Raw genomic sequence first — 17,503 nt, 5'->3', positions numbered from 1 at the left:
TTGCAACCTCGCAGGGCCCGTTTTTTTATGCTCGGCGCTCGATTGTCACGCCGGACAGACGCTCGCACTGTTCGATCAGCGCATCCTGCAACGCCTCGTTGCGCGCGGCGGGATCGGAGTCCCGCTCCCGCATGTGGAAGAAGTAGCGGCCCGTCACGCGCGCGGCTTCATCGTCGCTGACGGCGAGCCAGGCCTGCGTGCGATGCGCCAGATCCAGGTCGTCCGGGGCGGATGCGCCGCCCATCTTCGTCGGCACCCAGCCCGGTTCGAGCGCATTCGACAACACGCCCGGCCAGTAACGCGCCACCGCGCACGCCAGCAGCACGTCCATGAACTTGCTTTCGGCATAAGCCTGCGCGCCGCGCCAGGACCGCTGCGTCCAGGCGAGGTCGTCGAGGTTCGCGCGTGACCCGTGATGCATGCCCGAACTGAGATACACGAGCCGCGCGGGCTTTTCGATCAGCGCCGTCAGCACGTAAGGCGCGAGCACGTTGATCGCAAAGACCTGCGGCAGGCCGTCCTCGGTCTCCACGCGACGCGGTTCGCGGTAACCGATGCCCGCGTTATGAATCACCGCATCGAAACGTTCAAGCGCGTTGACCTGCGCGGCGACGTCGCGCATGGCGGCAATGCTTGCGAGATCGCCGGTCACGATTGCTTCGGCGTCCGGCATGGCGGCATGTGCGTCAGCGGCGCGCGCCGCATTGCGTGCGTGCAGCACGACGCGATGTCCTTCGTCGAGCAGCAGTCGGGCCGCCATGGCGCCGAGTCCGTCCGTCGATCCTGTGATGAATATGCGTGCCATGTGCTTGCTCCCTTGCTTTGGCCTTGCCGATTGAACCGGACCCATTCTGCGCGCAATCTCCCGGCTTCGCGATAACATGAATGTCACGAAGTCAATGACGCGGAGGCATGAATGGCCGGTTTCAATGAACGCATGCTGAACGGCATCAGCGTATTCGCGGCGATCGTCGATGCAGGTACCTTCGCGGCAGCGGGCGACCGCCTCGGCATGTCGCAGCCCGGCGTGAGCCGTGCCATTGCGCGGCTGGAAGCGCGCCTCAAGATCCGGCTGTTCGACCGCACCACGCGCAGCGTCGCACTCACCGACGACGGCCGGCGCTTCTTCGAACACGTCATGCCGCATCTGGTGGGTCTGGAAGAAGCCGCGGCCATGGCATCGGGCAGCGCGACCTCGGTGCGCGGACGCCTGCGCGTGAATGTGGATCCGATCTTCTCGCGGCTCCTGCTCGGACCGAAGCTCGATGCCTTCCTGAAGGCGCATCCGGATCTTGAACTGGAACTCATCACGAGCGACCGGCTCGGCGACATGATCGCGGACGGCTTCGACCTCGCCATCCGTTTTGGCGCGCCGCGCGATTCGAGCTTGATCGGGCGCAAGCTGCTGGATACACCGGTCCGCACGGTGGCCGCGCCGTCCTACCTGAAGCGTCGCGGCAAGCCCGCGACGCCGCAAGCACTCGCCGATGACGCGCACACCTGCATCGAATTCCGCGATCCTGAAACGGGACGGCCCTTCGTGTGGGAGTTTCATCGCAAGAAGAAGCGCCTGACGGTCGAGACGCGCGGACGCCTGACCCTCAACGATCCCGGCACGATGCTGAACACGCTGCTGTCGGGCTATGGCATCGCGCAGATTCTCGCGCTCGGCCATGAACACCTGATCGAGAACGGCAAGCTGATCGACCTGTTTCCCGACTGGCCCGACGAGCGCTTTCCGCTCTATGCGTATCATCCGTCGCGGCATCATCCGCCGGCCAAGACCCGCGCGTTTCTCGATCTCGTCGTGGGTCTGACCGGCGCTGCCGACAGTGACGCCTAAAGCGTGACGGTCTTGCCGCTGCGCGCACTGGCGATGATCGCCGCGAGCGTCGCCGCGTTGTCGAGACTGACTTGCGCGTAGTAGTCGATGGCCGCGGTGTCGTGCGTCGCGACCATGCGCGCGAAGCTTTCGGCGGCGAACAGGAAGCCGCTGCCCGTTTCCGCCTGCACCGCCTCGAACGGCACCGAGTTCGGAATGCCGCGCCGCACGCGCAACTGGCTCGGCAGATAGCCGTGCGCATCGCCGGACGCCTGGTCGCTCGTGTGATTCAGGTACTCGGTATCGATGGTGCCCTGCGTGCCGATGATGGTTGCATAACGATGATTCGCGGCATCCATCGAACACGACACCTGCGCGCGCCGACCGTCTTCATAGATGAGCGTCGCCATGAGACTGATATCGACGTTGCTGTCGGCCCACGTCGCCACGGCATCGACACGGCTCGGCGCGCTGCCCATCACGAGTCGGATCAGGCTCAGCGGATAGCTGCCCGCGTCCAGCAGCGCGCCGCCGCCGAGTTCGGGCTTCATGCGGATGTTCGCGCCCGGATTGCCCACCGTGAAACCGAAGCATGCCTGGATGGCGCGCACCTCGCCAACGGCGCCCTCGCCGATCAGCGACATCATCGCGGCCGTCTGCGGCTGGAAATAGAACGGGAACGCTTCGAGTAGCATCACGCCGTTGCGGTCGGCGGCGTCGAACATGCGCGCGGCTTCATCGCGATCCAGCGCGAGCGGCTTTTCGCACAGGATGTGCTTGCCGTGATTCGCGGCCTTGATCGCCCATTCAGCATGCAAGCTGTTCGGCAAGGGAAGATAGATGGCGTCGATGTCGGGGCTGGCGAGCATGGCGTCATAGCTGCCGAACCACGCATCGATGTGGTTGGCTTCGGCGAACGCCTGCGCAGTCGCGTCGCTGCGGCTCGCGACGGCAACGACACGCACGGTCTGGCTCGGCCGGACGTCGCGTGTGAACTGACGCGCGATGTTCGCGCCGCCGAGAACGCCAACACGCAATACGGAAGAAGTCGATTGAGATGACACAGCACGCTCTCCTTATTTGTACGATTTAGTACACACCCGGCAACGGTATCACAATCGCGTGCGCTTCAGGGCGCGCAGGTGTCGGGGCGAACCTTCGTTCCGCGACGCTCCGGCCGAACATGGCAATTGTCCACGCGCTGCTCGTCGCTCGCTTTGTCGCCCAGGCGTTCCTTGAGGGTTTTGGGTTCGGCTGCCGAAGCGGCGACAGGCGCCGATGCCTGCGTTGCATGCGCCACGCCGTGCAATGCGACGTACAGGCAGAGAGACAGCGTAAGAGCCTTCATCATCGACGTGCTCCTGAAACAGGACTGACCAGCATCGCGTCTGTATGACAGGGACGCACGCCGATTCTTGCGCTCTATCCGGGCGTGTAATCCGCAGACGATTAAAGGTGAGCGTTTTCGGGAGTCGTACGAAAACGGCAAGGACTTGATAAAGTTGCACAGCGCAACTAATATTGAGTCAGGAAAAACAGTCGCGTGATCGACGGAGCAAGCATGGACATCATCGATACACCCCTTCAGCCGCGCGCCCAGACCATTCTCGAACTGCGCGAATTCTCACGCAAGCTCGTACGCGAACTGGGCTTCATGCGGCATACGCTCGCCGACAGCGGCCTAGCGCCTTCGGCGGTACACGCGATCATCGAGATCGGCGCGAAGCCCGGCATCCAGGCGCGCGATATCGCCAGCATTCTCCGTCTCGACAAGTCGAATGCGAGCCGCCAGATCGCGCGGCTCGAAGCGGCGGAGCTCGTGACGCGGCAGACATCGAGCGACGACGCCCGCTCGTCCGAGCTTTACCTCACCGCCGCGGGGCAGAAACTGCGGCGCAAGATCGACAAGTTCGCAACCGACCAGGTCTCCGATGCGTTGCGGCGTCTCGTACCCGAAGATCAGCAGACACTTGTGCGTTCCCTCGGGCTCTATGCGGACGCGCTCGCGCAAGGTCACGAGCGCACGCGCACGGCCGCGCCGCCTGTGAGCAACGCACGTATCGTCGATGGCTATCGGCCCGGCTGCATCGGCGATATCGCAAGCCTGCATGCGCGCTTCTATGCGCATCATGCGGGCTTCGGCGTGTTCTTCGAGCGCAGGGTTGCCACGGAACTCGCCGCGTTCGCCGAAGGTCTGCCGGCACCGGGCCGGGCCTTGTGGCTCGTGATGGAAGGCGAACGCACGCTCGGCTCGCTCGCCATCGACGGCGATCTGAAGAAACGCGTCGCGCATCTGCGCTGGTTCATCGTCGACGGCAGCTTGCGGGGCAGCGGCATGGGCCGGGAACTCATGGCGCGCGCGATGGCCTTCGTCGATGCTCATTACGACGAAACCTATCTCTGGACTTTCAAGAGTCTCGACGCCGCGCGTCATCTGTACGAGTCGTTCGGCTTCACGCTTGCGGAAGAGGCCGAAGGCACGCAGTGGGGCGCCACGGTGACCGAACAGCGCTTCACGCGGCGTCCGACGTCACCGGGCTGAATTGATTCAACGCCTGACGGCGCGTGACGTCGGCCCGAGACGTTGCGCGAAGCGCCGCGCGCATTCGATGCCGAACGGCGTGGGCTGTGCGCCGCGATCGAAGGCCACGTCGAAGCCCATGCGCCACGCGGCAATGCGTTTGCCGTAACAGGTGAGCGTTTCCAGGGACTGCATCACGAAGACAATCTCGGGCAGCACGTCCGCATAACGTGCTTCGGCTTCCTGCTCGCGGCCTTCGACAAACGCGGTGTGGACCGCGACCTGATGATCGAACGCATCCGGCGCCACGATCAGGCCATCGCAACCGCCGCGCAGATTGTCGATGAGTTCCTGTCCGCCCCGGCCATTGAACACGGACAGCGTCTGGCCGAGTGCGTGCAGATGCTCGATGGTCGCGCGTATCGTTACGGCGGGCCCTTCGCCCTTGAGCAGACGGAAGCCGGGCCGCTCGCTGGCCAGTTGCGCGAGCGCTTGCGGCGACAGACCCACGCCGAGATATTCCGGCGCGTTCTGGATGCCCGCCTGCGCGCCCGTGCGTTCGAGCACGGCGGCGAAGAAGTCGTAGTAGAACGACTCGGGCTCGCCGCGCTTCGAAGGCGGCTGGAGAATCAGCCAGGACGCGCCGCGTTCGAGCGCATGATCGGCGAGCGCTACTTGCGCAACGACGCTGTCGCCGGAAATCGTCACCGCGAGCGGCACGCGGCCGGCGATGTGCGCGGCGCACACATCGATCATCACGCGCTTCTCTTCATCCGACAGACGATTCACTTCGGTCGCCAGTCCAAGCGTCACGATGGCCGGTGCGCCGGCGGCAAGCGTCGCGTCGATCTGCATGCGCGTGGCATGCGTGTCGAGCTGGTTGGACGCATCGAAATAGGCGTAGAGCACCGGCCACATGCCGGGCGGAGGCAAGAGTTGTGTGGACATGGATCGCGCTCCGCTCAATGCGAGTCGCGCGGCACCGGCGCGCCGCTCGAACCGACGAGAAAGTCCAGGTCCGCGCCCTGGTCCGCCTGCAACACATGTTCGACGTAGAGACGGTAATAGCCGCGTCGCGGCAATTCAGGCGCCTGCCATGCAGCGCGGCGTCTCGCCAGTTCTTCGTCCGATACATCGAGATGCAGGCGCCGCGCCGGCACGTCGAGTTCGATCATGTCGCCGGTTTGCACCAGCGTGAGCGGCCCGCCCGCCGCGGCCTCCGGCGATACGTGCAACACCACCGCGCCGTAGGCCGTGCCGCTCATGCGGCCGTCCGAGATGCGGACCATGTCCGTGATGCCTTTCTGCAGCACCTTGCGCGGCAGCGGCATGTTGCCGACTTCAGCAAAGCCCGGATAGCCCTTCGGCCCCGCGCCTTTCAGCACCATGATGCAGTGCTCGTCGATGTCGAGTGCGTCGTCGTCCACCTTCGCGTGCAGTTCCTCGACGTTCTCGAACACCACTGCGCGCCCGCGATGTTTCAACAGCGACTGCGTTGCCGCCGATGGCTTGATCACCGCGCCGTTCGGCGCAAGATTGCCCTTCAGCACCGCGATGCCCGCATGCGGCTTGAACGGTTTTGCGAACGTGGTGATGACCTTCTCGTCGTAGTTCGGCGCGTCGCTTACGTTGTCCCAGATCGTGCGCCCGTTCACCGTGAGCGCGTCGCGATGCAGCAGCCCCTGCTCGCCCATCTGACGCAGCACCGCGGGCAGTCCGCCGGCGTAGTAGAAATCTTCCATCAGGAACTCGCCCGATGGCTGGAGGTTCACGAGACACGGCACCTCGCTGCCGAGCTCCCAGTCTTCGAGCGCCAATTCAACGCCGATGCGCTTCGCCAGCGCGATCAGATGCACGACCGCATTCGTCGAACCGCCGATGGCCGCGTTCGTGCGAATGGCGTTCTCGAACGCCTCGCGCGTGAGGATCCGGTCCATCGTGAGATCGTCCCTCACCATGTCCACGATGCGGCGCCCCGCCATGTGGGCCAGCACTTGCCGGCGAGCGTCGACGGCGGGAATCGCCGCGTTGTGCGGCAGGCCCATGCCGAGCGATTCGACCATCGAGGCCATCGTCGATGCCGTGCCCATCGTCATGCAGTGGCCGCGCGAGCGGTTCATGCACGACTCGGCGTCGACAAATTCCTCCTGCGTCATCCGTCCCGCGCGCACTTCCTCCGACATCTGCCACACGCCCGTGCCGGAGCCGATCGTGCCGCCGCGAAAGCGTCCGCTGAGCATCGGCCCGCCCGACACAGCGAGCGCAGGCAGATTGCATGACGCAGCGCCCATCAGCAGCGCGGGCGTGGTCTTGTCGCAGCCGACCAGCAGAATGACGCCATCGATGGGATTGCCGCGGATCGATTCCTCGACATCCATCGACGCCAGGTTGCGGAACAGCATGGCCGTGGGCCGCAGATTGGATTCGCCGAGCGACATCACCGGAAACTCCAGCGGCAAGCCGCCCGCCTCCCGCACGCCGCGCTTCACGTAGTCGGCCAGCTCGCGAAAGTGCGCGTTGCAGGGCGTCAGTTCGGACCACGTGTTGCAGATGCCGATCACCGGACGGCCATCGAATTCGTCGTGCGGAATGCCCTGGTTCTTCATCCATGAACGATGGATGAACGCGTCCTTGTCGTTACCGCCGAACCAGCTTTGCGAACGCAGCTTGCGCATGGATGTCCCCTTTTCTTGTTGGCCTGCTCAAGGTTTGGGGTCCAGCGCGAGGAAGCGCTCGTGCGCCGGACAGGTCGAGTTATACACCTCGTTCGCCTGTCCGGTCCGGATTGCGGCGCGACAATCCAGGTTCAGTCGAGCGTCTCCTGCGAACGTTCGCGCATGCAGGCCACCGCGATCACGGACAGCGCGCCGCAGGCCATCACATACCATGCAGGCGCCATCACGTTCTTCGTGAGGACGATCAGCGAGGTCACGAAAAACTGCGCAAAGCCGCCAAAGATCGCGACGCCGAGGCTGTAGACAATGGCCGCGCCCGTCGCGCGCACGGAACGCGGGAAGAGTTCGCCGAGCATCGCGCCGGTCGGGCCGACATTGAGCGAATGCACGATGGACAGCACCGTCACCACGGTGAGCAAGGTGCCGGTGGTGGGCACTTTGTTGAGCAGCACGAAGGCCGGCCAGATCGCGATCATCAACGCGATGCGGGTAACTTGAGCAAGCCGGTTGCGGCCGATGCGGTCCGACAGATAGCCGCCGATCGGCGCCACCACGAAAAGAATCGCGCCCGACACGCAGCCTGACAGCATCGACGTCCAGCCCGGCAGGCCGAGCGTCTTCACGCCGTAGATGGACAGATAAAACACGATGATGAAGTGCGCCGCGGTGCCCCCGATGGTCAGGCCGAGGCCATTGAGCACGGCGCGGCGATGCTCGCGCAACACGGTCACGAGCGGAAGCTTCGCCGCTTTCGGCGCGGCTTCGAGGGTGTCGCGGGGCGCTTCTTCCATCGTGCGGCGCAGCCACCAGCCGACCGGCACGATCGCCGTACCGATGATGAACGGCACGCGCCAGCCCCAGCTTTCGAGTTGCGCCTGGCTCAGCGACGCCGTGAGCGCCACGCCGGTCAACGCGCCCGCGAGCGCCGACAAACCCTGGCTGGCAAACTGCCACGACGCATAGAAGCCGCGACGGTTGGCGGGCGCCTGTTCGAGCAGCAGCGTGGTAGAAGCTCCCACTTCCCCGCCCGCCGAAAATCCCTGAATCAGCCGCGCCAGCACGAGAATGATCGGCGCGGCGAGGCCGGCCTGCGCGAAGGTCGGCGCGACCGCGATCATCGCGGTGCCGAGCGCCATCAGGCCGAGCGTCAGCAGCATCGCCTTCTTGCGTCCGGCGCGATCCGCATACATGCCGATCAGCAAGCCGCCGACGGGACGCGTGAAGAAACCCACGCCGAAGCTCGCCACGGCGAGCAGCAACTGGCCGACTGGATCGTGCACCGGGAAGAACAGCTTGCCGATGACGAGCGCGAAGAACGCATAGACCGTGAAGTCGTAGAACTCGAGCGCGTTGCCGACAGCCGCCGCCGCTACGAGGCGCGTGCGCGCCGCCCGGCTGGCGGAAGCCGGAGCAATGGATGAGGAAGTGGCGCTGGCCAGTGTGGACGTATTCATCGTGAGTTCCGCGGTGTCGGGCCGAAGGTCAGTCGGCGAGCCAGGCTTCGGCCAGGCGCACCCAGTAGCTCGCGCCGGTCGCGAGGATGTCGTCGTTGAAGTCGTAGCCCGGGTTATGGACCATGCAGCCGCCCTTCGACCCGACGCCATTGCCGATCCACGCATACGTGCCCGGGCACGCTTCGAGCATGAAGGCGAAGTCTTCGCTGCCCATCAACGGCTTCGCCGCCGGGTCGACGCGCTGGGCGCCGAGCATCTGCACGGCGACCTCGGTGGCGAAGGCCGTGGGTCCTGCGTAATTCACCAGCACGGGATAGCCGAGCTCATAGTCGATCTCGGCGGTGCAGCCGTAGGCCTGCGCCTGCGCGTGGACGAGCGCGGTGATGCGTTCCTGCAGCAGCGCGCGCACGCCTGCATCGAGCGCCCGTACCGAGAGCTTCAGCAGCGCCGTTTCAGGAATCACGTTATTGGCTTCGCCCGCCTGCACGCTGCCCACCGAAACCACCGCAGGCTTCTGCGCATCCACTTCGCGGGCCACGATGCTGTTGAGCCCCAGCATGATCGAGGCGACGGCCGGCATCGGATCACGCGCCGCATGCGGCATCGCGCCATGGCCGCCGACACCGCGCACCACGATATTCACGCGATCCGACGACGCCATGCCCGGACCCGGCGTGAAGAACATGTCGCCTGCGGGCAGTCCGGGCATGTTGTGCAGGCCGAACACGGCATCGCACGGGAACTGTTCGAACAGTCCGTCTTCAAGCATGGCCCGCGCGCCTGCCTCGCCTTCCTCGGCCGGCTGAAAGATCACGATCAGCGTGCCCGAGAACTGGCGGCTGTCGGCAAGATAGCGCGCGGCGCACAGCAACATGGCGGTGTGGCCGTCGTGTCCGCATGCGTGCATCGTGCGGGCGTGCTGGCTTGCGTAGGGCAGCCCGGTGGCTTCCTCGATCGGCAGCGCATCCATGTCCGCGCGCAAGCCGATCCGCTTGCCGCCCTCACCCTGCTTCAGCACCCCGACGACGCCCGTCCGTCCAAGACCGCGATGGACTTCATAGCCCCATTGCGCGAGCAGGCCAGCGACGAGTTCGCTGGTCCGGGTTTCTTCGAAGGCCAGTTCCGGGTGCGCGTGAATGCGACGGCGTACGTCGACAAATTCCTGGGCAATGGCCGCGATGCCGGGGATAACGGGTTCGACTGACAACATGGTGGGGCTCCTCCTGGTTCGATGCGATTCGACGTGCATCAAGCATATAAAGACGAAAAGCCAACCAAAAGACGGTAAATTGAATGTGTGATTACTAATAGTTGTCGGTACTAACCCTAGAGTGTCGCTCATGAGCATGAAGTACCACCAGCTGCGCGCGTTTCTGACCACGGCCGAGCAAGGCAGCATTCGCGCCGCGGCGCGCAGTCTACATCTGTCGCAGGCGGCGCTGACCAAGGCCATCAAGGAACTGGAGCAGGAGTTGGGCGTGGCGCTCGTGCTGCGCACCGCGCGCGGCGTGCAGCTGACCGCGTTCGGTCAGCAGTTGCGGGTGCGTGCGCATCTGATCGTGAGCGAGATGCGCCGTGCCGAAGACGACATCGCGCAAATGAAAGGCGCCGGCGCGGGCAGTGTGAGCGCCGCCGTTACGCCGACCGCCGCGCTCTCGATCCTGCCGCAAGCGTACCGGGCGTTCAGGCGGCAGATGCCGGATGCGCGTGTGAGCTTCATCGAGGGCTTTCCAGGCGTGGCGATGCCGCGCCTGCGTGACGGTTCGCTCGACTTCGTCGTGGCGGTGGTCGTGCCCGAGCTTCTCGCTCCGGAATTCGATCACATGGAGCTGTATGAGAGCCGCTCGTCGATCGTCGGGCGCGCCGATCATCCGCTGCGGCATGCCACGTCGCTCGCAGAATTGTCAGAGGCCGAGTGGCTGTTGAATCCGTCGCCCGAAAGCTCGACCCAGGCGCTGCTCGATGCCTATGCGAAGCGCGGACTGGCGGTGCCGCGACGTGTGATCGAATGTCCGAGCTTCATCATCGCGCATGGGCTGCTGCGCGGATCGGATGCGGTGGCGTCGATGCCCGCGGGCTTGCTCGATCATCCGTGGGCGCGTGACGGACTCGCGGTGTTTCCGGTGGCGGATCCGTTGCCGGCGGTTTCGGTGCGCGTGATTACGCGCCGCGACAGTCCGCTTACGCCGGCCGCGACGATGCTGGTCGAGTGTCTGAGAGACGCTGCACGGGCGGTGTGAAGGGAAGCGGGATCGCCTGGCTCAGAACTTCACTCGAAGCATGAAGCCGAGCGTGAACGGAAGATCGCTCGATGGAATCGGCGGAATCAGGATGATATTGGCGCCGACCCGTTTGTATTCGAGCATGATCAGCGGCGCGGCCACGGGACCGACCGTGTGGTTATGGCCGATGCCGTAGCTGCCGTAGTCATAGCCGGAGATCAGCCCGGCCATGACCGCGAAACGGACATACTGCCAGTGCAGGAAATCCGGGCTCCACACGCCGCCGCCATAGAAAGACGGTTTCGACAGCGAATTGCGGAAATAACCGCCCGTCACCGCCCATTGCGGCGCGACCCAGCATTCGACGCCGATACCCGGATTGAACTGCTCGAAGTCCTTGTCCGGATGAACGTGATGCGACGCGATCATCGCGTCCGCCCAGAGACCGTCGCCACACAGGCTTGCATGAGCCGCGGATGTCCAGCCGGATGCCAGCAGTGCGGCAATGGTCAGCAACACGGAATGAAACGAACGCAGCCAGGGTAACGACAGACGCATATGTTCTCCGCCATCGCGTGGCAGCGACGGCGCCTTTTTTTGAGAGAGAGGGCGAGGCGAACTCTACCGGATCGCGTCATTATCGTGTGGACGCACGAAATCGACGTGACGGCGGGCGTGAGTTTCTACGGCGTCTGGTCCGATCTTCCAGTTCGTAATTTCCGTATTCGAGGTAGTGAGCGATGAAAGTTTTCAAGGCGCTGGTTTCAACCAGTCTTGTCGCGATTGTCGTGACGCTCGGGGCCTGCACGCCGTTGCAGGTGGTCACGCACCATGTGTCGTCGAGCGAATCGAGCGTTCCGCCAGGACAGTATCAACTCGATGCGCATCACTGGAATGTGAGTTTCGACGTCGATCATCTTCACTATTCACGCTTCGTCATTCGATTCGACAAGGCAACGGCGCAACTCGACTGGAATGCGGACGGATTGTCCGGCAGTTCCGTGCGAGCGACCATCGATGCATCGAGCGTCAACACGAATGTGCCGCTGCTCGATCGCATGCTGAAGGGACCGGATATGTTCGACGTGGGGCGCTACCCGACAATCGTTTTTGTCAGTACGGGCTTCCAGCGCACCGGTGACGACAAAGGCACGCTGACCGGCGACCTGACCATTCGCGGTACGACGCGGCCGGTCAGCCTGAACGTCACCTTCAACGGTCACGCGGTGGATCCGCTCACGAAGCTGCAGACATTGGGCTTCTCGGCCGATGGACACTTCAACCGCTCGCAGTTCGGGCTGACGACGTGGTATCCGGCGGTCGGCGACGATGTGCACGTCGCCATCCAGGCCGAGTTTTCAAAGCCGCGCGCGGATTCGGCGCAGTGAGGTTTCAGACTGCTTCTGCGGTCCAGTCCAGCACGACCTTGCCGCTGTTGCCGGAGAGCATCGTGTCGAACGCGCGTTGATAGTCGTCGACGGGGAAGGTGTGCGTGAGGATGGGTGAGAGATCCAGACCGCTTTGCAGCATCGCGACCATCTTGTACCAGGTCTCGAACATCTCGCGACCGTAAATTCCCTTGATCTCGAGTCCCTTGAAGATGACCTGATTCCAGTCGATGGCGGTTTGTGCCGGCGGGATACCCAGCAGCGCGACCTTGCCGCCGTGATTCATCGCTTCCAGCATGGCGGTGAACGCGCTCGGCACGCCGGACATCTCCAGTCCGACATCGAAACCTTCGGTCATGCCGAGTTCGCTCATCACGTCGCGCAGATTTTCATTCGACACATTGACGGCACGCGTTGCGCCCATCTTGCGCGCGAGCTCGAGCCGGTAGTCGTTGACATCGGTGATCACGACGTTACGTGCGCCGACATGCCGCGCGATCGCCGCCGCCATCACGCCGATGGGGCCGGCGCCGGTAATCAGCACGTCCTCGCCGACAAGGTTGAACGAAAGGGCGGTATGCGTTGCGTTGCCGAATGGATCGAAGATCGCGGCGAGATCATCCGAGATGTCCGAAGGAATCTTGAACGCGTTAAAGGCGGGAATGACGAGATACTCGGCGAACGCGCCTTCGCGATTGACTCCGACGCCAACCGTATTGCGGCACAGATGACGCCGCCCCGCGCGACAGTTCCGGCAGAAGCCGCACGTGATGTGACCTTCACCGGACACGCGGTCGCCGATCGCAAAACCGCGCACCTCCTGGCCCATCTCCACGATCTCGCCAACGTATTCATGTCCAACGTGCATCGGCACAGGAATGGTCCGCTGCGCCCAGTCGTCCCATTTCCAGATATGAATATCGGTCCCGCAGATCGCGGTCTTGCGAATGCGGATGAGGACATCGTTATGGCCGACTTCGGGCCGCTTCACTCGTGTAAGCGTGAGGCCCGGGGCGCGTTCCAGTTTGGCGAGAGCTTTCATTGCTTTTGGTCCTGACGGTGGTCTTGACGGTTTGTCGTGGAATCGCGTGCTTCGGTTGGCGCGGGCTTGTGACCCGGCACGCGTCCCCGCGTTGCTTAGGCGGTCGTTTGAGCCTTTATGCGCATAAAGCCTGCCTCGACGGTCAGCGGACGACCCCGAGCGTGCGCCCGACGCGTGCGAATGCTTCGACCGCGCGATCGATCTGTTCGGACGTATGGGCTGCACTCATCTGAGTGCGAATACGGGCACGTCCCTTAGGCACCACGGGGTAAGAAAAGCCAATGACATAGACGCCCTCGTCGAGCAGTGCATCGGCCATCTTCGACGCAAGTTGCGCATCACCGAGCATGACGGGAATGATCGGATGCTCGCCGGGTACGAGATCGAAGCCGAGCGATGTCATCGCCTCGCGGAAACGGCTGCCGTTTTCCTTGACCCGCTTGCGCAATGAAGCGCCTTCGTCGCTGGCGAGCAGTTCGAGCACTTTCAGCGATGCGGCCGCAATACTCGGCGCCAGAGAGTTTGAGAACAAATAAGGCCGGCTGCGTTGGCGCAACAAGTCGATGACTTCCTTTCTTGCCGCGACATACCCGCCCGATGCGCCACCCAACGCCTTACCCAGCGTTCCCGTGATGATGTCCACGCGATCCAGCACGCCGCAGTGTTCGGGCGTACCGCGGCCATGCTCACCGATGAAGCCGACGGCGTGCGAATCATCAACCATGACGAGCGCCTGATATCGATCGGCGAGATCGCAGATGCCGACGAGATCGGCGATGATGCCGTCCATCGAAAATACGCCATCGGTCGCAATGAGCTTGAAGCGGACGCCGGCCGCGTCGGCTTCCTGCAGGCGCGCCTCGAGGTCCGCGAGATCGTTGTTCTTGTAGCGCAGACGCTTGGCCTTTGAGAGTCGGGCGCCGTCGATGATGCTTGCGTGATTCAACTCGTCGCTGATGATTGCATCCTCTTCGGTCAGCAACGTCTCAAAAAGACCGCCGTTGGCGTCGAAGCAGCTGGAATAGAGAATGGCATCTTCGGTCTTAAGGAATTGCGCGATGGCGTGCTCGAGTTCCTTGTGCACGGTCTGCGTCCCACAGATGAAGCGAACCGATGCCATGCCGAAGCCATCCTTGTCGAGGCCATCCTTGGCTGCATCGATCAAGCGCCGATCGTCCGCGAGCCCGAGATAGTTATTGGCGCAGAAGTTCAGCACGCCGCTTCCGTTCGCAAGACGAATGTCTGACGACTGCGGGCTGGCGATGACCCGCTCGGTCTTGTGGAAACCGGCTGCTCGAATTTCTTCGAGCGTCTCGCGGAGATGACTGAGGTATTGGTCGTTCATGGCAAATCCTCGTTCGTGACTGCCGGCGGAGGTTGCACGCAGTCCGACAAGCATACGCGCACAGCCAATAGCCCTGTTATAGTCCATTCAATACGGTGGACATGTTCGATATTTCGAACATATTTCCGATATACCGAACACTCTAAGGGATTGTGCGAGTCATGGCAAGTTCAGGACCGGAAGGAAAGGCGAGCGAATTCGCCGGCGCGACCCCGCCGCGTGTCGGGGAAATGATTCAGCGCTTGCGCAGTGAGCGACAGCTGACACTGGACGACCTGTCTCGCGCGGCAGGTGTGTCGAAATCGATGTTGTCCGAAATCGAACGAGACAAAGCCAATCCGACCATTGCGGTTGCATGGCGACTGACCAATGCGCTCGGCATCAGCCTCGATCAACTATTTGCGCAACAAAGACCGGTGGAAGCCATTCGCGTCGCCGGTCCCCACGACATTCCGACTTTGACCGGTGACAACGGCGGCTATCAACTGCGCGTCTGGGGGCCCATCGAGCTTGCTGGAAAATTCGAGTGGTATGAACTCACCCTACAGACCGGTGCGTCGCTTAACTCGGAAGCTCATGAACCCGGCACGCGTGAACATCTCACCGTGCTCAACGGGGCCATCGAGATCAAAGCGTCTGGATCGGCACGACGATTAAAGGCCGGCGATACCGCACGCTACGCGGCAGATGAAGCGCACGCGATTTGCAACGTCGGGCGCGCAGAGGCCAAGGCGCTACTTATCGTTATTCATCGGTGATTGCTGCTGTGCTTGCCAACGGTCGGGCTATCGGGGAGCTTTATGCGCATAAACGTCTGACGTATCTCCTTGCCTCGCACCGTCAGAGGCCAGCCCCGACCCTATAAACAAGAAAAAGGGACGCTCAACACTGAGCGTCCCATTCAACCGGCGCTAGTTACGCGCCGTTATCGCCTCGGTCAGATCCGCTTAGGGATTCTTTTTGACGCTGTCTTTGAGGTCTTCGCGTGCGTCACCCACACCCTTTTGCACCTTGCCTGCGGCTTGCTGCATATCGCCCTTGGCTTCCTGAGCCTTGTCGCCCGTCATCTTGCCGACGCCTTCGTTGATCTTGCCCTTGACCTGCTTGCCCACACCGTCCACTTGATCCTTGTTCATCTCGGTTCTCCCGTGTCATGCAGCGTGATGGATGCGCAACGCCTTTCACATGTACTCGACGCTCTCTGCGCACCTCGCCCAGGACCATTCCCAAGCATGACTCCACAGTGCGCTTCGTTGGAAAGCACGCATAGCGGCGGATGTCTGAAAGACGCGTAGGCGGAATCGCACATACATCAGGGACCAGTAGCGCGACGCTAGTTTCATCGCACCAGTACTGTATGTTTATACAGTACAATAAGACCAGCTCGCAAAGGGGTGAATCATGGAGTCGAACGGCGAAAGTCTCAGCAGAAGGCAGTTTGCTCGTGCAGTACGTGATCTGGAACGCATCACGCGCCAGATCGCCGGACGCTATATCGACAAGGGCGTGCCGCTCACCTGGCGCCTCCTGCATGCGATCGAAGCAGAGGCCGTCGCGGACCTGGGCTTCGCCGGGCGGCACGAAGCCACGCTTCGTGAACTCTTCGCGCGACCTGACAACTTTCATTTCCCTGAAACCGACGACGTAGTCGACGTCGCTTCGTCCGACGCCTTACCCGCCGTGTTCGCGTTCGCTGTCGATGCCTACGAGCGCGCTGCCCGACATGGCCGTCCGCAACTGGCGATCGCCGCCGCACACTGAGGCCAAGCGTCCTGGCACGCGGCACAAACCGCGTGCTCTCACGAGCATTAAGTTACCGCCGGAGCAGCCGGTGCTTCGATGATGGGTGGCGAGAAATCGGAGTTTTCTCATCAGGTGGGCTAGATGGGCCACATCATCGCGCCCGGCCCGCGCAGGACGAGCGTTCCTATCTCCATCACACCGGTGCTTGACGTAGAAAGCACGAGGCACGACCCTGTGCACAGTGCAACACAGCGAGGCACGCGCTACCGAAACCATGCCGAACACTTCTGATCTCTTCGACCAACAGCGCGCTGACTGGCAAGCCGACCCTCACTCCGCCTTCGACGCGTGGCTTGCTCAACAGGAGTTCCGTGCATCGTCGGCGGATGTCTATCGTGCGCAATGGGGCAACTTTCTCGAGTGGCTGACCTCTCGTCGCGCGACGCTCAATACCGTGCAGCGGCCTGTCATCGAACAATTCGTGGCGCAGCTGGACATTCGCCGGCCGCAGCGGATGCGCTATCTGAGACTCATCGAGCGTGTGCTCGATCATGTGCGGGAAGTCGAATCGGCCGCGACGAATCCTGCACGGTTCATCGCGCAGGATGGAGACGCGGCGTGGCGCAAGGCCCGTGACAACGAACCCACCGGCTTTCTCACGCACGACGAGCGTGCCTTGCTCATCGCGCATCTGCACTCGCCCCTGGGCTCGCTGCTGGCCGGTCAGCGCTGGAAGGAGCGGCGCGATCGGGCGTTGGTAGCAGCCTTTCTCGGCGCAGGCGTGAAGACGGGTGAGGCGGCGCAGTTGACCGTCGAGTGTTACGCAACGGGCGCGCCGTATCTCACCGTGGACGCGGCCAACCCGCTGCTGATTCGGCAGGCGCGGCTCGCACCGTTCGCGCTCGATTTGCTCGACCAGTGGCTGGCAGAACGCAAGGTCGCAGGACATGCCGGTGATCTGCTGTTTCCCGCGGCATTGGCCGGTCGCTCGATGCACAAGGCCACCATGCTGCGGGCGATCGACGCCGTCGTGGACGCATCCGGCATTGCCGCATCGCGCGTCGCTAGAGCTAGCCCGCAAACACTCCGCAACACTTACGCTGCTGAACTGTTCGAGAACGGAACGGATCCAGACAGAGTTGGACAATGGCTGGGGCTTCAGCAAACAGTTTCCGCACACCGGCTCTATCGTGCATGGCAGGACTGGATGGGTGAGCAAATACGGGAGCGAGATCTGGCCCATGCACATGAGACTCGCGCCGATACGTAAGCCCAGGATGGCTCCACAGCG

18 protein-coding genes are annotated in these 17,503 nt (G+C 63.1%); 7 read left to right on the top strand and 11 right to left on the bottom strand.

Translation table 11 applies throughout. The features are described 5' to 3' along the window. Positions 1-25: 25 nt before the first annotated feature. Positions 26-805 carry an SDR family NAD(P)-dependent oxidoreductase gene (locus QCE83_RS28095; RefSeq protein ID WP_309819038.1) on the bottom strand — a complete coding sequence of 260 codons (780 nt, stop codon included), beginning with the start codon at positions 803-805 and terminating at the stop codon, positions 26-28. Positions 806-916: 111 nt separating this feature from the next. On the opposite strand from QCE83_RS28095, the gene QCE83_RS28090 reads away from it, so the two are divergent. Further along, positions 917-1,843, top strand: coding sequence for a LysR family transcriptional regulator (locus QCE83_RS28090; protein WP_309819036.1), 927 nt, complete (start codon positions 917-919; stop codon positions 1,841-1,843). On the opposite strand, the gene QCE83_RS28085 is transcribed toward QCE83_RS28090, so the two are convergent. Both QCE83_RS28085 and QCE83_RS28080 read right to left on the bottom strand, forming a co-directional pair. After that, the gene (locus tag QCE83_RS28085) at positions 1,840-2,886 is read right to left on the bottom strand and encodes a Gfo/Idh/MocA family oxidoreductase (RefSeq protein ID WP_309819033.1); all 1,047 of its coding nucleotides are present in this window, start codon (positions 2,884-2,886) and stop codon (positions 1,840-1,842) included. The genes QCE83_RS28090 and QCE83_RS28085 overlap by 4 nt on opposite strands. A gap of 65 nt (positions 2,887-2,951) precedes the next feature. Then, complete coding sequence (locus QCE83_RS28080; RefSeq protein ID WP_309819031.1) at positions 2,952-3,173, bottom strand: hypothetical protein; 222 nt, start codon at positions 3,171-3,173, stop codon at positions 2,952-2,954. 210 nt (positions 3,174-3,383) lie between these two features. Here QCE83_RS28080 and QCE83_RS28075 point away from each other — a divergent pair, with 210 nt between their 5' ends. Beyond that, positions 3,384-4,364: a helix-turn-helix domain-containing GNAT family N-acetyltransferase gene (locus tag QCE83_RS28075; RefSeq protein WP_309819029.1), complete on the top strand. Its 981-nt coding sequence runs from the start codon at positions 3,384-3,386 to the stop codon at positions 4,362-4,364. A gap of 6 nt (positions 4,365-4,370) precedes the next feature. Here the strand turns inward: QCE83_RS28075 and QCE83_RS28070 are convergent, their stop codons facing one another. From QCE83_RS28070 to QCE83_RS28055, 4 genes are all read right to left on the bottom strand, one after another. Next, positions 4,371-5,291 carry a dihydrodipicolinate synthase family protein gene (locus QCE83_RS28070; protein ID WP_309819026.1) on the bottom strand — a complete coding sequence of 307 codons (921 nt, stop codon included), beginning with the start codon at positions 5,289-5,291 and terminating at the stop codon, positions 4,371-4,373. Positions 5,292-5,305: 14 nt separating this feature from the next. Next, positions 5,306-7,018 carry an IlvD/Edd family dehydratase gene (locus tag QCE83_RS28065; protein WP_309819024.1) on the bottom strand — a complete coding sequence of 571 codons (1,713 nt, stop codon included), beginning with the start codon at positions 7,016-7,018 and terminating at the stop codon, positions 5,306-5,308. A gap of 131 nt (positions 7,019-7,149) precedes the next feature. Further along, positions 7,150-8,472, bottom strand: a complete 1,323-nt coding sequence (locus tag QCE83_RS28060; protein ID WP_309819020.1) for an MFS transporter — start codon at positions 8,470-8,472, stop codon at positions 7,150-7,152. 28 nt (positions 8,473-8,500) lie between these two features. Beyond that, positions 8,501-9,682, bottom strand: coding sequence for a M20 aminoacylase family protein (locus tag QCE83_RS28055; protein ID WP_309819017.1), 1,182 nt, complete (start codon positions 9,680-9,682; stop codon positions 8,501-8,503). Between the two features lie 136 nt (positions 9,683-9,818). Here QCE83_RS28055 and QCE83_RS28050 point away from each other — a divergent pair, with 136 nt between their 5' ends. Next, the gene (locus QCE83_RS28050; RefSeq protein ID WP_309821150.1) at positions 9,819-10,712 is read left to right on the top strand and encodes a LysR substrate-binding domain-containing protein; all 894 of its coding nucleotides are present in this window, start codon (positions 9,819-9,821) and stop codon (positions 10,710-10,712) included. Positions 10,713-10,733: 21 nt separating this feature from the next. Here the strand turns inward: QCE83_RS28050 and QCE83_RS28045 are convergent, their stop codons facing one another. Beyond that, entirely contained in the window at positions 10,734-11,252 is a 519-nt protein-coding gene (locus QCE83_RS28045) for a hypothetical protein (RefSeq protein ID WP_309819015.1), read from the bottom strand. A gap of 182 nt (positions 11,253-11,434) precedes the next feature. Between QCE83_RS28045 and QCE83_RS28040 the strand changes: the two genes are divergently transcribed. Beyond that, positions 11,435-12,082 carry a YceI family protein gene (locus QCE83_RS28040; protein WP_309819013.1) on the top strand — a complete coding sequence of 216 codons (648 nt, stop codon included), beginning with the start codon at positions 11,435-11,437 and terminating at the stop codon, positions 12,080-12,082. Positions 12,083-12,086: 4 nt separating this feature from the next. On the opposite strand, the gene tdh is transcribed toward QCE83_RS28040, so the two are convergent. Next, entirely contained in the window at positions 12,087-13,124 is a 1,038-nt protein-coding gene (gene tdh / locus QCE83_RS28035) for an L-threonine 3-dehydrogenase (RefSeq protein ID WP_309819011.1), read from the bottom strand. Between the two features lie 142 nt (positions 13,125-13,266). Further along, positions 13,267-14,469, bottom strand: coding sequence for a glycine C-acetyltransferase (locus tag QCE83_RS28030; protein WP_309819009.1), 1,203 nt, complete (start codon positions 14,467-14,469; stop codon positions 13,267-13,269). Between the two features lie 161 nt (positions 14,470-14,630). Between QCE83_RS28030 and QCE83_RS28025 the strand changes: the two genes are divergently transcribed. Next, positions 14,631-15,227, top strand: a complete 597-nt coding sequence (locus QCE83_RS28025) for an XRE family transcriptional regulator (RefSeq protein WP_309819006.1) — start codon at positions 14,631-14,633, stop codon at positions 15,225-15,227. A 189-nt stretch (positions 15,228-15,416) separates the two neighbouring features. Here the strand turns inward: QCE83_RS28025 and QCE83_RS28020 are convergent, their stop codons facing one another. Next, positions 15,417-15,605, bottom strand: a complete 189-nt coding sequence (locus QCE83_RS28020) for a CsbD family protein (protein ID WP_309819004.1) — start codon at positions 15,603-15,605, stop codon at positions 15,417-15,419. 265 nt (positions 15,606-15,870) lie between these two features. Here QCE83_RS28020 and QCE83_RS28015 point away from each other — a divergent pair, with 265 nt between their 5' ends. Together QCE83_RS28015 and QCE83_RS28010 are read left to right on the top strand one after the other, a co-directional pair. After that, positions 15,871-16,230 carry a DUF2471 family protein gene (locus QCE83_RS28015; RefSeq protein WP_309819002.1) on the top strand — a complete coding sequence of 120 codons (360 nt, stop codon included), beginning with the start codon at positions 15,871-15,873 and terminating at the stop codon, positions 16,228-16,230. A gap of 256 nt (positions 16,231-16,486) precedes the next feature. After that, positions 16,487-17,482: a tyrosine-type recombinase/integrase gene (locus QCE83_RS28010; RefSeq protein ID WP_309818999.1), complete on the top strand. Its 996-nt coding sequence runs from the start codon at positions 16,487-16,489 to the stop codon at positions 17,480-17,482. The last annotated feature ends 21 nt before the right edge of the window (positions 17,483-17,503 follow it).

The sequence above is a fragment of the Caballeronia sp. LZ034LL genome (assembly GCF_031451215.1).
Taxonomy (GTDB): domain Bacteria; phylum Pseudomonadota; class Gammaproteobacteria; order Burkholderiales; family Burkholderiaceae; genus Caballeronia.
This window is presented reverse-complemented; position numbering and strand designations above follow the sequence as displayed.

Excerpts from the sequence above, each read along its gene's own strand:
- QCE83_RS28095 (WP_309819038.1), bottom strand. The coding sequence starts at position 805 with ATGGCACGCATATTCATCACAGGATCGACGGACGGACTCGGCGCCATG.
- QCE83_RS28090 (WP_309819036.1), top strand. The coding sequence starts at position 917 with ATGGCCGGTTTCAATGAACGCATGCTGAACGGCATCAGCGTATTCGCG.
- QCE83_RS28080 (WP_309819031.1), bottom strand. The coding sequence starts at position 3,173 with ATGATGAAGGCTCTTACGCTGTCTCTCTGCCTGTACGTCGCATTGCAC.
- QCE83_RS28075 (WP_309819029.1), top strand. The coding sequence starts at position 3,384 with ATGGACATCATCGATACACCCCTTCAGCCGCGCGCCCAGACCATTCTC.
- QCE83_RS28070 (WP_309819026.1), bottom strand. The coding sequence starts at position 5,291 with ATGTCCACACAACTCTTGCCTCCGCCCGGCATGTGGCCGGTGCTCTAC.
- QCE83_RS28065 (WP_309819024.1), bottom strand. The coding sequence starts at position 7,018 with ATGCGCAAGCTGCGTTCGCAAAGCTGGTTCGGCGGTAACGACAAGGAC.
- QCE83_RS28060 (WP_309819020.1), bottom strand. The coding sequence starts at position 8,472 with ATGAATACGTCCACACTGGCCAGCGCCACTTCCTCATCCATTGCTCCG.
- QCE83_RS28055 (WP_309819017.1), bottom strand. The coding sequence starts at position 9,682 with ATGTTGTCAGTCGAACCCGTTATCCCCGGCATCGCGGCCATTGCCCAG.
- QCE83_RS28050 (WP_309821150.1), top strand. The coding sequence starts at position 9,819 with ATGAAGTACCACCAGCTGCGCGCGTTTCTGACCACGGCCGAGCAAGGC.
- QCE83_RS28045 (WP_309819015.1), bottom strand. The coding sequence starts at position 11,252 with ATGCGTCTGTCGTTACCCTGGCTGCGTTCGTTTCATTCCGTGTTGCTG.
- QCE83_RS28040 (WP_309819013.1), top strand. The coding sequence starts at position 11,435 with ATGAAAGTTTTCAAGGCGCTGGTTTCAACCAGTCTTGTCGCGATTGTC.
- tdh (WP_309819011.1), bottom strand. The coding sequence starts at position 13,124 with ATGAAAGCTCTCGCCAAACTGGAACGCGCCCCGGGCCTCACGCTTACA.
- QCE83_RS28030 (WP_309819009.1), bottom strand. The coding sequence starts at position 14,469 with ATGAACGACCAATACCTCAGTCATCTCCGCGAGACGCTCGAAGAAATT.
- QCE83_RS28025 (WP_309819006.1), top strand. The coding sequence starts at position 14,631 with ATGGCAAGTTCAGGACCGGAAGGAAAGGCGAGCGAATTCGCCGGCGCG.
- QCE83_RS28020 (WP_309819004.1), bottom strand. The coding sequence starts at position 15,605 with ATGAACAAGGATCAAGTGGACGGTGTGGGCAAGCAGGTCAAGGGCAAG.
- QCE83_RS28015 (WP_309819002.1), top strand. The coding sequence starts at position 15,871 with ATGGAGTCGAACGGCGAAAGTCTCAGCAGAAGGCAGTTTGCTCGTGCA.
- QCE83_RS28010 (WP_309818999.1), top strand. The coding sequence starts at position 16,487 with ATGCCGAACACTTCTGATCTCTTCGACCAACAGCGCGCTGACTGGCAA.